This is a genomic window from Microbacterium sp. NPDC089695 (genome assembly GCF_044749085.1).
Lineage (GTDB): Bacteria > Actinomycetota > Actinomycetes > Actinomycetales > Microbacteriaceae > Microbacterium.
Window position 1 is genome coordinate 2,393,688 of the sequence record NZ_JBIVHG010000001.1, and the last position, 16,805, is coordinate 2,410,492.

A 16,805-nucleotide genomic window follows, 5' to 3' on the forward strand; every position below is an offset into this window, starting at 1 on the left:
GGAGGCGAGTCACCTGCGCACACGTCGCGTCACCAGGTCGATCGCAGCGCCGAGCCCCAGGGCGACGGCGACCGAGACGAGCACGGCCACCACGGGGCCGCCGGGGACGATCGCGGCGACCAGCGCGCCGATCGACGCCTGGTAGGCGGCCCACCCCAGCGCGGCGAGCCCGGCGAGACTCAGATACCGTGCCGGATGCACGCGCGAGGCGCCGGCGACCAGGTTGACGGCGAGTCGCGCGAACGGCACGAATCGTGCCGTGAACAGCACCGTCGCCATGCCCCCGTCCAATCGACGGCGAGCCCACGCCAGCGCCCGCTGCACGCGCGGCGCACGCATCCATCGCCACCGCTCCGTGCCGACGGTGCGCCCGATCACGTAGACGGTCGCATCGCCGAGCGCCGCGGCCGCACCGCCGCACACGATCACGGCCCACAGCGGGGGAGAGCCGGATGCCGCCGATACGGCGCCGAGGGCGGTCACGGCGATCTCGCCCGGGATCACGACGAAGAACGAGTCGCCGAGAACCAGGAGGCTCATGATCGCGAGAGCCCAGGGTCCGGTGAGCAGGTCTGTCGGCACGGCCTCACAGTGCGCTCCCGAGATGAACGGGAACCAACGCGCGGATAACCGGTGACCAGCGCTCCAGCATCCGGTGAACTTCTGGTGCGCGGCGCCGTTTCGGCGAACCGGGCACCACCGGCACCTGCATCCTGAGGGTGTGAGAGTCGCGATCGTGACAGAGTCCTTCCTTCCGCACATGAACGGTGTCACCGGATCCGTGCTGCAGATCCTGAAGCACCTCGAACGCACCGGCCATGAGGCGCACGTGATCGCGCCGTCCGCCGTCGGCATCCCGACCGAGATCGACGGCGCGCGCATCGAGGCGATCCCCAGCGTCCCGCTCCCCGGATACCGCAACGTGCGCGTGGGCACCTCGCCGGCTCACCGGGTCGCGGCCTCGCTGCGGCGCTTCCGGCCCGACGTCGTGCACCTCGCCTCGCCCTTCGCACTGGGGTGGCGCGGTGCGCTCGCCGCCGAGCGGCTCGGCGTGGCATCCGTCGCGGCGTACCAGACCGACGTCGCCGCGTACACGGAGCGCTACCGCATCCCGGTCACGACGGGGATCGCGCAGACGCACATCGCGCGGTTGCACCGGCGCTCGACGCTCACCCTCGCACCATCGGTCGAGTCCGCCCAGCAGCTCGCCTCGCTCGGCGTCGATCGCGTCCGTCGGTGGGGTCGCGGCGTGGATGCCGAGCGCTTCCAGCCCGCGCGTCGCGACGAGACCTTGCGTGCGGAGTGGGGTGGGGAGGTCGTGATCGGCTACGTGGGGCGCCTCGCACCCGAGAAGCAGGTGGAAGACCTCGCGGTGCTCCAAGACATCCCCGGAGCGCGCCTCGTGATCGTCGGCGACGGACCCAGCAGAGCGAAGCTCGAAGCGCTGATGCCCCGGGCGCTGTTCCTCGGCCACCTCGACGGGAGCGCGCTCGCCGCGGCCTCCGCATCCTTCGACGTGTTCGTGCACCCGGGGGAGAGCGAGACCTTCGGGCAGACGCTGCAGGAGGCGCATGCGAGCGGCGTGCCCGTCGTCGCCACCGGGAGGGGCGGTCCGCTCGACCTCGTGCGCATGGGCATCGACGGCTGGCTGTACCGTCCGGGCGACCTCGACGACCTGCGCATGAGGGTCGCCGACCTCGCCGGTGACGCCCGCAAACGCCGCGCCTTCGGCGACGCCGGCTGTGAGGCCGTGCAGGGGCGCAGCTGGGCGAGCGTGTGCGATCAGCTGCTCGGGCACTACGACGATGCGCGGGAACTGCGCGCCGTCGATGCGGGGCTCCGCGCTCGCCGCGTCACCCGCCCCGAGGCGACCGCACCGCTCGTGGGCCACCGCTGGCAGCGATACGTCGCTCTGGGGGACTCCCTCACCGAGGGGCTGTGCGATCCCGCGCCGGACGGCGCGCTGCGCGGATGGGCCGACCGGCTCGCGCTGCTGCTCGCGGCGCGCGGCGGACTCCACTACGCGAATCTCGCGATCCGCTCCAAGCGCGTGCGCGACGTCTGCGAGACCCAGCTGCCGCGTGCCCTCGAGCTGCGGCCCGATCTCGTCTCGATCCTGATCGGGGCGAACGACCTCGTGAAACGCACCGTGGACGTTCGCGCGCTCGCCGCAGACCTCGAGGACGCCGTGCAGCAGCTCAGGGAGATCGGGGCCGACGTGCTGCTGGTCACGCCGTTCCTGCCTCGACGTCGCGCCGCGCGGCTGTACACGCGGCGGTTCTCGGCCTTCGCGACCGCGCTCGCCGGGATCGCCGCACGCACCGGCGCCATCCTCATCGACACCGACATGCACCCCACGCTGCCCGATCGGCCGAACTGGGGCGAAGACCTCGTGCACCTGAGCAGCCGCGGACACCGGTTCCTCGCCTACCGCGCGGGCGACGTGCTCGGCGTGCCGCACGCCGACGCCCTGGGTGCGCTGGATGCCGCACTGCACGAGCACGAGTCGATCGGCGCCGGGCTGTGGTGGCGCAGGCATGCCCTGCCGTGGTTGTGGCGGCGCCTGCACGGACGAGCCGCGGGCGACGGCCGCGTCGCGAAGCACGACGACTACGTCTACCTCGGGCGGTCGACCGCGGAGCGCTCGGTGACGGTGTCCTGACTTCGCGCCGCCCGTCGCCGAGAGGTCGGCAACGGGCGACGTGCGTCAGCGGCGGCCCATGCCGTGGTACGCCCACCCCGCGGCGCGCCAGGCGGCGGCATCCAGGCAGTTGCGACCGTCGACGATGACCCGACCGGCGACGAGGGAGCCCGCGTGCTCCGGGCTCATCTCACGGCGGTAGAGGTCCCACTCCGTCACGACGACCACGGCGTCGGCGTCGCGCAGCGCGTCGTCGCGTTCGGCGGCGTAGCCCAGCTGCGGGTGGGCCGCTGCGGCGTTCGGCAAGGCCGCAGGGTCGGTCACCACGACGTCGGCGCCGAGCCCGCGCAGCCGCACCGCGACGTCGAGCGCGGGGGAGTCGCGGATGTCGTCGCTGAACGGTTTGAAGGCGGCGCCCAGCACGGCGATCCGCTTTCCGAAGACGAGCCCTCCGAGCGCGTCGATCACGAGCTGCACCGCGCGGTCGCGTCGTCGCAGGTTGATGCTGTCGACCTCGCGGAGGAACCCCACGGCCTCGCCGCGCCCGAGTTCCTCGGCTCTGGCGGCGAAGGCGCGGATGTCCTTCGGGAGGCAGCCTCCGCCGAAGCCGATGCCCGAGCCGAGGTAGCGACGCCCGATCCGCGTGTCGTGGCCGAGCGCGTCGGCGAGCAGCGTCACGTCGGCTCCCGACGCCTCGGCGATCTCGGCCATGGCGTTGATGAAGGAGATCTTCGTCGCGAGGAACGCGTTGGCGGCGCCCTTCACGAGCTCCGCGGTCGCGAGATCGGTCACGAGGAACGGAGCCCCGGCATCGATCGCGGGGGCGTAGGCCTCGCGCAGGAAGGCGGCGGCGGCGTCGCCGGCATCCGTCGGAGGGATGCCGACCACGAGCCGGTCCGGTGTGACGGTGTCGTGCACGGCCCAGCCCTCACGCAGGAACTCGGGGTTCCACACGAGTGTCGCTCCCGTCGCCTCGATGCTCTCCGCGAGACGGGCGGCCGTGCCCACCGGCACGGTCGACTTCCCTGCGACGACGTCGCCCGGTCGCAGGTGGGGGAGCAGCGACTCGACGGCTGCATCCACGAAGCGCAGATCGGCGGCGTGACCGCCGGCGACCTGCGGCGTGCCGACGGCGAGGAAGTGCACCGTCGAGCCGGCGGCATCTGCCATGTCGGTCGTGAAGCGCAGTCGTCCCGAGGCGAGTCCGTCGCGCAGGAGCTCGTCGAGCTGCGGCTCGAAGAACGGGGCGACGCCCTCCGCGAGCGCCGCCGCCTTCCGTGGATCGACATCGACGCCGACCACATCGTGTCCGATCGAGGCCATCGCGGCGGCGTGCACGGCACCGAGGTACCCGCAGCCGATGACTGACATGCGCATGTGCACCACATCAGCGGACGCCGCGCACCGCGCCGCATCCGCGCGGTGAACGTCGGATGTCGGACGGATGACACTTCGGGATCGTGGCCGGTCCCGGGGGATTCCGCGACGGCGCTGATAGAGTTGTCCGGACTGGCTCCGGCCCGTCGACAACTGAACATCGACTCATGGAGCGATCGGCGGAGAAGCTGGTCCCCTGTGGTGGGTTCCTCGGCGGGCGACGTCGGGTGGCTTTCTACTGGTGGCCAGCGCAGGCGAGATTCGCGGGAGTGCCCGCGCGCCCGAACCCCGTCGTCCTGCTCCTTCATGAACACGCTCGCGCGTCACACGGACTCGCGAGTCTAAACAAAGAAGGAGAGACCTCTTGGAAGGTCCTGAAATCACCGCCACCGAGGCCGTTCTCGACAACGGCCGCTTCGGCACCCGCACCATCCGCTTCGAGACCGGCCGCCTCGCGCAGCAGGCTCAGGGCGCCGTCGCCGCGTACCTCGACGGCGAGACCATGCTCCTCTCGGCCACCAGCGCGGGCAAGCACCCGCGCGAGGGCTTCGACTTCTTCCCGCTGACGGTCGACGTCGAGGAGCGCTCCTACGCCGCGGGCAAGATCCCCGGCTCGTTCTTCCGCCGCGAGGGCCGCCCCTCGACCGAGGCCATCCTCGTCTGCCGTCTGATCGACCGTCCGCTGCGTCCGTCGTTCGTCGACGGCCTGCGCAACGAGGTCCAGATCGTCATCACGGTTCTGTCGATCGCTCCCGGCGAGTTCTACGACGCTCTCGCGATCAACGCCGCCTCGGCGTCGACGCAGATCTCGGGCCTGCCGTTCTCGGGTCCCGTCGCCGGTGTGCGCCTCGCGTTCATCCCCGGCCACGGCGAGCACGCCGACCAGTGGGTCGCGTTCCCGACCGCCGAGCAGGTCTCGGAGGCCGTGTTCGACCTGATCGTCGCCGGTCGTGTCGTCACCAAGGCCGACGGCACCGAGGACGTCGCGATCATGATGGTCGAGGCCGAGGCGACCGAGGGCAGCTGGAACCTCATCAAGGCCGGCGCCACGAAGCCCGACGAGGCCGTCGTCGCGCAGGGTCTCGAGGCGTCGAAGCCGTTCATCGCGCAGCTCGTGAAGGCTCAGGCCGAGCTCGCCGCCACCGCGTCGAAGGAGCCGGGTGTGTACCCGGTCTTCCCGCCGTACTCCGACGAGGTCTTCGACTTCGTCTCGGAGCGCGCGTTCGCCGAGCTCACCGACGTGTACCAGATCGCCGACAAGCAGCAGCGTCAGGATGCCGACGACGCGATCAAGGACCGCGTCAAGGGCGAGCTCGCCGCCGCGGTCGAGGCCGGCACGCTTCCCGACTCCGCCCTGGGCGAGTTCTCGGGCGCGTACAAGTCGGTGACGAAGAAGATCGTCCGCGGTCGCATCCTCACCGAGAACGTGCGCATCGACGGTCGCGGCCTGGCGGACATCCGTCCGCTCGACGCCGAGGTGCAGGTCATCCCGCGCGTGCACGGCTCCGCGATCTTCCAGCGCGGCGAGACCCAGATCATGGGCGTCACCACGCTGAACATGCTCAAGATGGAGCAGCAGATCGACTCGCTGTCGCCCACGACGAGCAAGCGCTACATGCACCACTACAACTTCCCGCCCTACTCGACCGGTGAGACCGGCCGCGTGGGCTCGCCGAAGCGTCGCGAGATCGGGCACGGCTTCCTCGCCGAGCGCGCCCTCGTGCCGGTGCTGCCGAGCCGCGAGGAGTTCCCCTACGCGATCCGCCAGGTGTCCGAGGCGCTGAGTTCCAACGGCTCGACGTCCATGGGCTCCGTCTGCGCGTCGACCCTGTCGCTGCTGAACGCGGGCGTGCCGCTGCGCGCACCCGTCGCCGGCATCGCGATGGGTCTCGTCTCCGACGAGGTCGACGGTGAGACCCGCTACGCGGCGCTCACCGACATCCTCGGTGCAGAGGACGCCCTGGGCGACATGGACTTCAAGGTCGCCGGCACGAGCGAGTTCGTCACGGCGATCCAGCTCGACACGAAGCTCGACGGCATCCCGTCGTCGGTGCTCGCCGGTGCGCTGACCCAGGCTCGTGACGCCCGCCTCACGATCCTCGGCGTCCTGAACGCCGCGATCGACGCTCCCGACGAGATGGCGCCGACGGCGCCGCGCGTCATCAGCGTGCAGATCCCGGTCGACAAGATCGGCGAGCTGATCGGCCCGAAGGGCAAGACGATCAACGCGATCCAGGACGAGACCGGCGCCCAGATCTCCATCGAGGAGGACGGCACCGTCTATATCGGCGCGACCGACGGCCCCTCGGCCGAGGCCGCCCGCGCCCAGGTCAACGCGATCGCCAACCCCACCAACCCCGAGGTCGGCGAGCAGTTCCTCGGAACCGTCGTCAAGATCGCGACGTTCGGCGCGTTCGTCTCGCTCCTCCCGGGCAAGGACGGCCTGCTGCACGTCACCGAGGTGCGCAAGCTCGCCGGTGGCAAGCGTGTCGAGAACGTCGACGACGTGCTCTCGGTCGGCCAGAAGATCCTCGTGAAGATCACGAAGATCGACGACCGCGGCAAGCTGTCCCTCGAGCCCGTGCTCGACGACGCGCCTGCGGCTGACGCGGCCCCTGCCGCGGAGTCCGCTGCCGAGTGATCGACTGATCCGCACAGGGAACCCGGGTCCGTCTTCGGACGGACCCGGGTTCCCTGCGTTTCGCGTGATCAAACCGTTATGGGAAGTTTCCCCGCCGTTCCCCGGATTGAACGGCGTGCACGCGGTTGTCGCTTACCCTCGAAGTACGCACCGGGGGGTGCATTTCAGGCAGTGACGCAGATCGGTACGCACCGATCGACGCGGGGGTGAGGAAGATGCGGTTGTTCAGCGTAGGCGCAGGCGCCTCCGCAGAGCGCGCGTCGCAGGACACCACCCACCCGTCCGCCCCCATCCCGATCGTCGGTCCCGGAATAGGAGAGACCATTCGCGTCCCCCTCGGTGAGACCGGATTCGAGACCTTCCCGCTGATGCTCGGCGCGGCCGAGTTCGGCTGGAACGTCGATCTCGAGACCAGTCACGGCATCCTCGATCGCTACGTCGAGTTCGGCGGCAACGCGATCCACACCGCCGACGGTTTCTCGGGCGGGCGCAGCGAGCACATCATCGGGCAGTGGCTGCGCTCGAGGGGCCAGCGGGAACGTGCGCTGCTGAGCGTGCGCATCGGCGCCCACGCCGACAACCCCGGCCTCGGTTCGGTCAACCTCGTCCGCGCTGTCGAGGGGTCGCTCACGCGGCTCGGCGTCGAGCGGATCGACGTGCTGTACCTCGACGCGACGCTCGATCGCACGACCAACCTCGAAGACACCCTCGCGACGGTCGAGTGGATGGTCGACGCGGGCAAGATCGGCGCACTCGGCGCGTTCGGCTTCGCGCCGGAGCGTCTGGTCGAGGCGCGCATCCTCGCCTCCGCGGGGTACCCGCGCATCGAGGTCATCGACTCGCCGTACAACCTGATCAGGCGCCAGCCGTTCGAGGGCGACCTGCGACTCGTCGCGGGGGCGCAGAACCTCGCCGTCACGCCGTCGCATGCGCTCGAGCACGGATTCCTCTCCGGGCGTCATCGCAGCAAGGCGCTCACGTCCCGTGGCGTGCGCGGCGAGCAGCTGCGTGGGCATCTCAATCGTCGCGGCACCAAGATCCTGCGTGCTCTCGACCAGGTGGCCGGCGAGCTCGAGGTCCCCGTGGCCGCGGTCTCGATCGCGTGGCTGCTCGCGCAGCGCACGGTCGCAGCACCCATCGTCAACACGTTCGCGACAGAGCACGTCGACGAGCTCATGCAGGGCGCCGGCGTGTCGCTGTCCCGCACGCAGATCGCCGATCTGACCCGCGCGGGCAACTGACTGAGCTTCGTCACACCGCTGTCACATACCTGGCATAGGGTGGAGTGAATCCCGGCGGATGCTGTCGATGAAGCGAGCGAGTTTGTGACGCACTACATATATCTGGTCAGACACGGTGAACATCAGGATGCCGAGCACGGCCTCGCCGACGGACCCCTCTCACCGCGCGGTGCGCGTCAGGCCGAGTTGATCGCCGACCGTCTCTCCGGACTCCCACTCGATGCGGTCTGGCATTCCCCGCTGCTGCGTGCGGCGGAGACGGCGCGAGCGATCGCGGCTCGTCTGCCGTCCGTGGATCCTGCGCCGACGGCCCTGCTGTTCGACTGCGTCCCCACCGGGATGACCGACGACACGCCCGCCGCGTTCGAGCCGTTCTTCGGCTCGATCAGCGAGGCCGAGATCGAAGCCGGCGCCGCCCAGATGTCGGACGCCGTCAACGAGTTCCTGGTGCGCAAGCCGGGCGACGTGCACGAAGTGCTCATCACGCACAACTTCGTGATCGCCTGGTTCGTCCGCGAGGTGCTGGGAGCGCCGGAGTGGCGGTGGATGACTCTCAACCAGGCGCACTGCGGTCTTACGGTGATCGCCCAGAAGCAGGGCCGTCCGTGGACCCTGCTGACGCACAACGACACCGGCCATCTTCCGGTGGAGCTGCGTACGGGTATTCCCGACACCATGCCCGTCTGATCCTCCGCGGCCCGGCGCGACGGAGTGCGCATGTGTCCGAAATAGGATTGAGGGCATGACCACGCAGGTAGCACTCGTCGGCGGAACCGGGAAGCTCGGGACCATCATCCACGCGGTGATCGGGGAACTCGACGGCTTCGAGGTCGTCCGCGTGCTCACCTCGTCGAGCGATCTCTCGGAGCTGGACGGCGCCGATCTCGTGATCGACGCGACGACCCCGCAGGTGAGCATCGACGTCGTACGCGCGGCCGTCGAGCGCCGGATCAACGTGCTGGTCGCGACCTCGGGATGGTCGGCCGAGCGGATCGCTCTCATCCGGCCGCTGGTCGACGAGGCGGCGAGCGGTGTGGTGTTCATCCCGAACTTCTCGCTCGGATCCGTCCTCGGGTCGGCTCTCGCCGCAGCCGCAGCTCCGTTCTTCTCCTCCGCCGAGATCGTCGAGGCGCATCACGAGAAGAAGGTCGATTCTCCCAGCGGCACCGCCGTGCGCACCGCCGAGCTGATCGCGGCGGCCCGCGCAGAACAGGGGCCCGTCAGCGCACCGCACGCCGACCAGCGCGCACGCGGTCAGCAGGTCGGCAGCGTTCCGATCCACTCGCTGCGTCGTCCCGGTGTCATCGCCAAGCAGGAGGTCATCCTCGCCGGCCCGGGGGAATCGCTCACGTTCACCCATGACACGGTCGAACCGGCGCTCGCCTACGCGCCCGGCATCCGACTCGCGGTCCCGTACGCCGCGCAGGCACACGGGGTCGTGGTCGGCCTCGAGAACATGATCGACATCGGCTTCCGCTCGTGATGTCGCGTATCGCCGTGGCGCTGATGGCGGCGGCGCTCCTGGTCTACCTCGCGGTCGCGATCTGGCTCGCCGTGATGTTCTTCGCGGTCGGCACGGCCGTCTCGATCGGCATGGGCGTCGCGCTCGCTGTCCTCGCGCCGCTGGGCGGCTGGGCGCTCATCCGCGAGATGGTCTTCGGTCTACAGGCCGATCGCCTCGGACGCATCCTGGACGCGGAGGGCGGCATGCCGGAGGCCGAGACCGACCTCACTCCCAGCGGGCGACTGCGCCCGGATGACGCGGACCCGCTGATCGCCCGGTACACGGCCGCGGCCGAGTCCGAGCGCGACGACTGGCGTGCGCGATACCGCCTGGGTGTGGTGCAGGACGCCGCGGGGCGGCGTAAGGACGCGCGCGCCAGCATCCGCGAGTCGATCCGGCTCTCACGCCGTTGAGTCCGCCGGGCGGCTGCAGATGAGACTCAGGCGAGTGTCGCCTCGAGGGTGATCTCGATGCCGGCGAGCGCCTGGGAGACCGGGCATCCCGTCTTGGCGCCGTTCGCGATCTCCTGGAATGCCTCGGGCGTGAGGCCGGGGACGACGGCGTTGACGTTGAGATGACTGCCGGTGATGCCCACGCCGGGAGTGAAGCTCACGGACGCGCTGGTGTCCACGCGCTCCGGGGGAGTGCCGTTCTCCGACAGGGCGTGCGACAGGGCCATGCTGAAGCAGGAGGCGTGCGCCGCGGCGATGAGCTCCTCGGGCGTCGTGGTCGTGTCACTGCCCTCGCTGCGCGCCTTCCAGTTGATCGGGAACGTGCCGAGGTTCGACGACGAGAACGCGACGGTGCCGGAGCCCTCCGCGAGGGATCCGGTCCAGGTGGTGTGCGCTTCACTGGTGACGGGCATGATTCCTCCGGTTCTCGCGCTGCTCGGTGTGCGGGTCGCGTGTCCGGTCAGCCTACCGAGGGCGCGGGCGGGAGGGAACCGGCGCCGGTGTCAGACCGAGGCGACGCGTCCGAGGAGCCCGGCTCGCTGCAGCAGCAGGTAGAACTGGCATCCCAGGCACAGCCCGATCGCCGCGTTGAGGAATGCGGCGACGAAGGCGGCGGCGGTGGCGATCGGGAGCGCCCACGGCACGCCGACGAGGTGCAGCACGAGACCGACCGTGACGACGAACAGGCCGACGCCCTGCGCGAAACGCGGCGGACGAGGGTCCTCGAGCTCGCGCGGAGGGCTCAGGCGCGGACGCACGAGGCGACGGAACAGGACACCCCACGGGGCCGTAGCGGGGGAGAGGACGCTCCACAGGAACAGCGCCGCGATCACGACGGTCAGCAGGAACGCCGGGTCGAGCGCGCGCTGGGCGAGGGATGCCGCGGCGATCGCCTGCGTCGAGATCCCGACGAGGCCCAGGAAGGTCGCGACGAGCAGCAGTGCCGTCGTGACGGTCGCGGCGAAGCGCGGACCGCGCGGGTCGATTCCTGCGGGTGTGCTCATGATGCTCCTGTCGGTCCGCCTCACACGGCGGCGAGTGCCTCGGTCAGCGCGCGCGGCTGCGGCACGCCGTGGAATCGTGCGCGGACGGCGCCTGTGGCGTCCACGATGAACGTCGTGGGGGTCTGCAGGACCCGGTAACGCGCCGACAGATCGGGGCGGCGCGTGAGGTCGATGTCGACGTGCACCAGCGCATCGTCGTCCGCGGCGTACGACGACAGGAGACGCCGCACCTGGGGGCACCGGGAGCACGTCTCCGTGCTGAACTGCACGAGCGTCGCACGGGCGCCCAGGTCGACCGCGCCCGCATCGTTCGGGTCGAATCGCAGGTGTCCGCCGGCGCGCCGCCGCCCCTCGCGCACTCGGATCGCGATCGCGGCGACCACCGCGAGCACGACCAGCGCCCCGGCGAGGGCGAGCGCGAGAGCGGGTGACATGCGTCGAGAGTATGCCCGTGGGCGGGGGCGGCGGCGCGATGTGACGGTGCGTGACGATCCGGCCCGATGTCGCCGGCGGCGGGTAGTCTGGCTGCATGAGCGCAGCCGTCCCCACGCCGTACGAAGACCTGCTCCGAGACGTGCTCGAGAACGGCACGCACAAGTCCGATCGCACGGGCACCGGCACCACCAGCGTGTTCGGCCGTCAGATCAGGTTCGACCTCTCCGAGGGGTTCCCGCTGATCACCACCAAGCGGGTGCATTTCAAGTCCATCGCCTACGAGCTCCTGTGGTTCCTTCGCGGCGACTCGAACGTGCGCTGGCTGCAGGAGCACGGAGTGAGCATCTGGGACGAATGGGCCGATGCCGACGGCGACCTCGGACCCGTCTACGGCGTGCAGTGGCGGTCGTGGCCCACGCCCGACGGGCGGAGCATCGACCAGCTGTCCGACGTGATCGAGCAGATCCGCGCGAATCCCGATTCCCGGCGCCTGATCGTGTCCGCGTGGAACCCGGCGGACATCCCCGACATGGCGCTGGCTCCCTGCCACGCTCTCTTCCAGTTCTATGTCGCAGACGGCAGGCTCTCCTGCCAGCTCTACCAGCGCAGTGCCGACCTGTTCCTCGGGGTGCCGTTCAACATCGCGTCGTATGCGCTGCTCACCATGATGGTCGCGCAGCAGGTGGGGCTCGAGCCGGGTGACTTCGTCTGGACGGGCGGCGACTGCCACATCTACGACAACCACGTCGAGCAGGTGCGCGAGCAGCTGAGCCGCGATGCGTACCCCGCACCGACCCTGCGATTCGCCCGCACGCCCGATTCGGTCCTCGACTACGAGTACGACGACTTCGTGATCGACGAGTATCGGCACCACGCTCCGATCCGCGCGGCGGTCGCCGTATGACCTGGGTCGGCCTCATCTGGGCCGAGGCGCGAGGGGGCGTCATCGGCGCAGAGGGCGGCATGCCGTGGAGCGTGCCGGAAGACCTCGCGCACTTCAAGGACATCACCCTCGGCGCTCCGGTCGTCATGGGTCGCAAGACCTGGGATTCGCTGCCGGAGCGCTTCCGCCCGCTTCCGGGGCGCGACAACGTCGTGGTGACCCGACAGCAGGACTGGAACGCGGAGGGCGCGCGCCGCGCCGCGACCGTCGCCGACGCCGTGCGGGGACTGGATCGCGTCTGGATCATCGGTGGCGCCGACATCTTCCGCCAGGTGATCGGCGACGCCGATCGACTGGAGGTCACGGAGCTCGACCTCGACGTCCAGGGCGACGCCTTCGCACCGCCGACCGACGGATGGCGGCTGGTCGACCACAGCGACTGGCGGACCTCTCGCTCCGGCATCCGCTATCGCTTCCTCGGATACGAGCGCTGAGATGCCGACAGCGTTGATCACGGGTGCCAGTGCCGGACTCGGCGCCGAGTTCGCACGGCAACTCGCTCGCCGTCGGGCCGATCTGATCCTCGTGGCTCGTTCGGTCGATGCCCTCGACGAGCTCGCGGCCGAGCTGCGGAGCGAGTTCGGCGTCGCCGTCGAGGTCCTCGACGCCGATCTCGCGGTCGAGGAGGGAGTCGAGGTCGTCGCGGCACGGCTCCGCGACGTCGTCGACCCCGTCGATCTTCTCGTGAACAACGCCGGGTTCGGACTTCCGCTGCAGTTCGCCGACAACGACATCGACGACGAGGTGCGACATCTGCGGGTGCACGTCGAAGCGTCCATGCGCCTGATGCACGCAGCCCTGCAGACCATGCGCGGACGCGGGGGCCGGATCATCAACGTGGCCTCGGTCGCCGGCTTCATCTCCCGGTCGACGTACTCGGCGTGCAAGGGCTGGCTCATCGGCTTCAGCCGCTGGGCGAACGCGGAGTACGCCCGCGACCGCGTCAGCGTCACCGCCGTGTGCCCGGGATTCACTCACACGACGTTCCACGAGCGCATGGGGCTGGCGCCCGGGCACGAAGGCGTGCCGGGTGCGATGTGGCTCGACGCCCGCGACGTCGTGCGCGAAGGGCTGCGCGATGCAGCCCTGGGCAGATCGGTCTCGATCCCGTCGCTGCGCTACAAGGCGATCGTGGCGATCGCCGGGTTGCTTCCGAGTTCCCTCACCTCCGGCATCGCTCGACGGGGGCGCGTCTGATCTCCTCCGCTCGGCGGAACCGCCCCGTCCGTGTGAGCGGCCGCCGAACCGATACGCTGGGTGCATGACGCACTCGGGCAATCCTTTCGGACAGGTTCTCGTCGCGCTCGTCACTCCGATGACGGCCGACGGCGAAGTCGACTGGCCCGCTGTCGAGAAGCACATCGATGACGTGATCACCGCAGGAGCGGACGGCATCGTCGTGACGGGAACGACCGGCGAGACCTCGACCCTGACGGACCCCGAGAAGCTCAAGCTCGTCGAGATCGGCAAATCCGTCTCCGCTGGTCGCGCGAAGATCATCACCGGTGGCGGATCGAATGAGACCGCGCACGCGATCGAGCTGTACAAGGCCAGCGAGAAGGCCGGCGCCGACGGCATCATGATCGTCACGCCGTACTACAACAAGCCCACGCAGGCCGGCATCCTGACGCACTTCCGTCTCGTCGCCGACGCCACGGATCTCCCCGTGATCCTCTACGACATCCCCGGACGCACCGGCGTGCCCATCAAGTACGAGACGATCCTCCGTCTCGCCAAGCACCCGAACATCCTCGCGGTGAAGGACGCCAAGGGCGACTTCTCCGAGGTGAGCCGCGTGCTCAACCAGACCGATCTGATGTATTTCTCCGGCGACGACGCCAACGTGCTCCCGCACCTCGCGATCGGTGCCACCGGGCTGATCGGCGTCACGGCGAACGTCGCCGCCGCGCCCTATCGGACCATCGTGGATGCCGTGAACCGGGGCGACCTCGCCGCGGCGACCGCCGAGCATCGACGACTGGAGCCGCTCGTACGCGCCGTGATGACCCACGTGCCGGGAACGGTCGCGGCGAAGTACATCCTGCACGGACTCGGACGCATCTCGAGCCCGCGCGTCCGCCTGCCTTTGGTCGGCCCGGAGGAGTGGGAGGCCGCCCTCATCGAGGACGAGCTCGACCTCGTCAGGGACGTGCCCGGCGCCGACTTCTCGAACTTCCGCCCCGACCGCAACGCCGCCGCCGGCGGTGCTCTGCCCAAGGTGCACGGAACGACACGCTGACACAGGCTGCGGTGCGCCGCGGCACGATGAACGACCGGACGCGCGGAGCGTCCGACTGAGGAGAGACCATGTCCATCCCGATCGCAGACCCCGCCGCCCTCGAACAGGGGACGCTCCGCGTCATCCCGCTCGGGGGCCTCGGCGAGGTCGGCCGCAACATGACCACCTTCGAGTACGACGGCAAGATCCTGATCGTCGACTGTGGTGTGCTGTTCCCCGAGGAGCACCAGCCCGGCGTCGACCTGATCCTGCCCGACTTCGAGCCCATCAAGGATCGTCTGGACGACATCGTCGGGATCGTGCTCACGCACGGTCATGAGGACCACATCGGCGCGGTGCCGTACCTGCTGCGGTTGAAGAGCGACATCCCTCTGATCGGCTCAGGACTCACGCTCGCGCTCGTCGAGGCGAAGCTGAAGGAGCACCGGATCAAGGCGTTCACCCTGACCGTCAAGGAAGGGCAGCACGAGAAGGTCGGTCCGTTCGACCTCGAGTTCGTCGCCGTGAACCACTCGATCCCCGATGCCCTCGCCGTGGCGATCCGCACCCAGGCCGGCATGGTGCTCGCCACCGGTGACTTCAAGATGGACCAGCTGCCCCTCGACGGCCGCATCACCGACCTCCGGGCGTTCTCGCGCCTGGGGGAGGAGGGAGTCGATCTCTTCCTCGTCGACTCCACGAACGCCGACGTCCCCGGCTTCACGCCCACGGAGCGCTCGATCGGACCGGTCCTCGATCAGGTGATCGCGAAGGCGCCTCGTCGAGTCATCGTCGCGAGTTTCTCGAGCCACGTGCACCGCGTGCAGCAGGTCATCGATGCCGCGCACGCTCACGGTCGTCGCGTGGCGTTCCTCGGACGCAGCATGGTGCGCAACATGACCATCGCCGAGCAGCTCGGGTACCTCAAGGTGCCGGACGGGGTGCTCATCGACTTCAAGAAGGCGCGCGACCTGCCCGACGACCGGATCGTTTACATGTCGACCGGGTCGCAGGGCGAGCCGATGGCGGTGCTCAGCCGGATGGCCAACCTCGATCATGCGATCGAGATCAGCGAGGGCGACACCGTCATCCTCGCCTCGAGCCTCATCCCCGGCAACGAGAACGCCGTCTACCGCGTGATCGACGGGCTCACGAAGCTCGGCGCGAACGTCGTCCACAAGGCGAACGCGCGGGTGCACGTCTCCGGTCATGCCGCCGCGGGTGAACTGCTGTACTGCTACAACATCCTCAAGCCGAAGAACGTGCTCCCCGTGCACGGCGAGTATCGGCACCTGATGGCCAACGCCAAGCTCGCTCAGGACACCGGCATCCCGGCCGAGCGCACGATCATCGCCTCGAACGGCACCGTGATCGACCTCAAGGACGGCGACGCGCGCGTGGCGGGCCAGCTCGACCTCGGCTTCGTATACGTCGACGGCTCGACCGTCGGCGAGATCACCGACGCGGATCTCAAGGACCGCAGGATCCTCGGCGAGGAGGGCTTCGTCTCGGTGATCGTGGTCGTCGACGCGGCGACCGGGCGCATCATCTCCGGGCCGGAGATCCACGCGCGGGGCATCGCGGAGGACGACGCCGTGTTCGACGACGTGGCGCCGAAGATCGTGGCCGCGCTCAAGGAGGCATCCGGCAACGGGGTGCGCGACACGCACGCGCTCTCGCAGGTCGTGCGACGCACGATCGGACGCTGGGTCAACCAGAAGCTCCGTCGTCGACCGATGATCGTCCCACTCGTCATCGAGGCCTGAGCGCCGGCGGTCGGCTCACGGGAATCCGTCATTCCGACGTAACACGCTCGTCCTATGCTCGCGTCATGCACAGGGGCTTCGCCCTCCGCAGGGCCGCGCAGACGGATGCGATGTTCCTCGGCGACATGCTCGTCGAGGCCGCGAACTGGCGCGCTGGCGGCGTGCGTCCGCGGCATGAGGTGCTGACGTCGGCCGAGCATCGCCGGTATCTCACGGGATGGAAGCGGTCGTCGGACGACGGATTGATCGCGACCGGTGAAGACGACGTGCCCGTCGGCGCGGCGTGGTTCCGGATGCTCCCGCAGAACGATCCCGGTCTCGGCTTCGTCGGAGTCGGCGTCCCCGAGCTGATCATCGGCGTGCATCCGCTGTGGCGTGCGCGCGGTGTGGGGCGATCGCTGCTGCGCGGGGTCGTGGAGCTGGCGGGTGTGCACGGGCACTCCCGGATCAGCCTGAGCGTCGAGCGCGACAACTTCGCGCACACGCTGTATCGGGCCGAGGGTTTCACGGTGGTCGCCGAGTCGCCGTCGCGACAGACGATGGTGCGCGCGACGGGGTAGCCGATCCTCGAGGATCCCCGGAA

Annotated in this window: 17 protein-coding genes; 12 read left to right on the forward strand and 5 right to left on the reverse strand. The window is 69.7% G+C overall.

Annotation, left to right across the window (positions count from 1 at the left end):
- Positions 1-9: 9 nt before the first annotated feature.
- Positions 10-582, reverse strand: a complete 573-nt coding sequence (locus ACIPYT_RS11460) for a DedA family protein (protein ID WP_401073900.1) — start codon at positions 580-582, stop codon at positions 10-12.
- A 154-nt stretch (positions 583-736) separates the two neighbouring features.
- Here ACIPYT_RS11460 and ACIPYT_RS11465 point away from each other — a divergent pair, with 154 nt between their 5' ends.
- Positions 737-2,662 carry a GDSL-type esterase/lipase family protein gene (locus ACIPYT_RS11465; protein WP_401073903.1) on the forward strand — a complete coding sequence of 642 codons (1,926 nt, stop codon included), beginning with the start codon at positions 737-739 and terminating at the stop codon, positions 2,660-2,662.
- 45 nt (positions 2,663-2,707) lie between these two features.
- Here the strand turns inward: ACIPYT_RS11465 and ACIPYT_RS11470 are convergent, their stop codons facing one another.
- Positions 2,708-4,018: a UDP-glucose dehydrogenase family protein gene (locus tag ACIPYT_RS11470; RefSeq protein WP_401073905.1), complete on the reverse strand. Its 1,311-nt coding sequence runs from the start codon at positions 4,016-4,018 to the stop codon at positions 2,708-2,710.
- 364 nt (positions 4,019-4,382) lie between these two features.
- Between ACIPYT_RS11470 and ACIPYT_RS11475 the strand changes: the two genes are divergently transcribed.
- The 5 genes from ACIPYT_RS11475 to ACIPYT_RS11495 all read left to right on the forward strand — a co-directional run bounded on the left by ACIPYT_RS11475 (position 4,383) and on the right by ACIPYT_RS11495 (position 9,817).
- Positions 4,383-6,659 (forward strand): polyribonucleotide nucleotidyltransferase, encoded by a 2,277-nt coding sequence (locus ACIPYT_RS11475; RefSeq protein ID WP_401073908.1) that lies wholly within the window; start codon positions 4,383-4,385, stop codon positions 6,657-6,659.
- Between the two features lie 215 nt (positions 6,660-6,874).
- Positions 6,875-7,900 carry an aldo/keto reductase gene (locus tag ACIPYT_RS11480; protein WP_401073911.1) on the forward strand — a complete coding sequence of 342 codons (1,026 nt, stop codon included), beginning with the start codon at positions 6,875-6,877 and terminating at the stop codon, positions 7,898-7,900.
- Between the two features lie 84 nt (positions 7,901-7,984).
- Positions 7,985-8,587 carry a histidine phosphatase family protein gene (locus tag ACIPYT_RS11485; protein WP_401073913.1) on the forward strand — a complete coding sequence of 201 codons (603 nt, stop codon included), beginning with the start codon at positions 7,985-7,987 and terminating at the stop codon, positions 8,585-8,587.
- A 55-nt stretch (positions 8,588-8,642) separates the two neighbouring features.
- Positions 8,643-9,383 (forward strand): 4-hydroxy-tetrahydrodipicolinate reductase, encoded by a 741-nt coding sequence (gene dapB / locus ACIPYT_RS11490; RefSeq protein ID WP_401073916.1) that lies wholly within the window; start codon positions 8,643-8,645, stop codon positions 9,381-9,383.
- A complete protein-coding gene (locus tag ACIPYT_RS11495) occupies positions 9,383-9,817 on the forward strand; it encodes a hypothetical protein (protein WP_401074827.1) in 435 nt (144 codons plus the stop codon). The genes dapB and ACIPYT_RS11495 overlap by 1 nt, the downstream gene beginning before the upstream one ends.
- Before the next feature lie 26 nt (positions 9,818-9,843).
- On the opposite strand, the gene ACIPYT_RS11500 is transcribed toward ACIPYT_RS11495, so the two are convergent.
- The 3 genes from ACIPYT_RS11500 to ACIPYT_RS11510 form a co-directional block, all read right to left on the reverse strand.
- Positions 9,844-10,269: an OsmC family peroxiredoxin gene (locus tag ACIPYT_RS11500; protein ID WP_401073919.1), complete on the reverse strand. Its 426-nt coding sequence runs from the start codon at positions 10,267-10,269 to the stop codon at positions 9,844-9,846.
- A gap of 90 nt (positions 10,270-10,359) precedes the next feature.
- Positions 10,360-10,860 (reverse strand): DUF4395 domain-containing protein, encoded by a 501-nt coding sequence (locus ACIPYT_RS11505; RefSeq protein ID WP_401073922.1) that lies wholly within the window; start codon positions 10,858-10,860, stop codon positions 10,360-10,362.
- Between the two features lie 20 nt (positions 10,861-10,880).
- The gene (locus tag ACIPYT_RS11510) at positions 10,881-11,294 is read right to left on the reverse strand and encodes a thioredoxin family protein (RefSeq protein WP_401073925.1); all 414 of its coding nucleotides are present in this window, start codon (positions 11,292-11,294) and stop codon (positions 10,881-10,883) included.
- 95 nt (positions 11,295-11,389) lie between these two features.
- On the opposite strand from ACIPYT_RS11510, the gene ACIPYT_RS11515 reads away from it, so the two are divergent.
- The 6 genes from ACIPYT_RS11515 to ACIPYT_RS11540 all read left to right on the forward strand — a co-directional run bounded on the left by ACIPYT_RS11515 (position 11,390) and on the right by ACIPYT_RS11540 (position 16,782).
- Positions 11,390-12,199 carry a thymidylate synthase gene (locus tag ACIPYT_RS11515; protein ID WP_401073927.1) on the forward strand — a complete coding sequence of 270 codons (810 nt, stop codon included), beginning with the start codon at positions 11,390-11,392 and terminating at the stop codon, positions 12,197-12,199.
- Complete coding sequence (locus tag ACIPYT_RS11520; protein WP_401073930.1) at positions 12,196-12,672, forward strand: dihydrofolate reductase; 477 nt, start codon at positions 12,196-12,198, stop codon at positions 12,670-12,672. Before ACIPYT_RS11515 ends, ACIPYT_RS11520 begins: the two co-directional genes overlap by 4 nt.
- Before the next feature lies 1 nt (position 12,673).
- The gene (locus ACIPYT_RS11525) at positions 12,674-13,435 is read left to right on the forward strand and encodes an SDR family NAD(P)-dependent oxidoreductase (RefSeq protein WP_401073932.1); all 762 of its coding nucleotides are present in this window, start codon (positions 12,674-12,676) and stop codon (positions 13,433-13,435) included.
- A gap of 64 nt (positions 13,436-13,499) precedes the next feature.
- Complete coding sequence (dapA, locus tag ACIPYT_RS11530) at positions 13,500-14,477, forward strand: 4-hydroxy-tetrahydrodipicolinate synthase (RefSeq protein ID WP_401073935.1); 978 nt, start codon at positions 13,500-13,502, stop codon at positions 14,475-14,477.
- Positions 14,478-14,545: 68 nt separating this feature from the next.
- Entirely contained in the window at positions 14,546-16,222 is a 1,677-nt protein-coding gene (locus ACIPYT_RS11535) for a ribonuclease J (RefSeq protein ID WP_401073938.1), read from the forward strand.
- 65 nt (positions 16,223-16,287) lie between these two features.
- Positions 16,288-16,782: a GNAT family N-acetyltransferase gene (locus ACIPYT_RS11540; protein ID WP_401073941.1), complete on the forward strand. Its 495-nt coding sequence runs from the start codon at positions 16,288-16,290 to the stop codon at positions 16,780-16,782.
- Positions 16,783-16,805 lie beyond the last annotated feature (23 nt).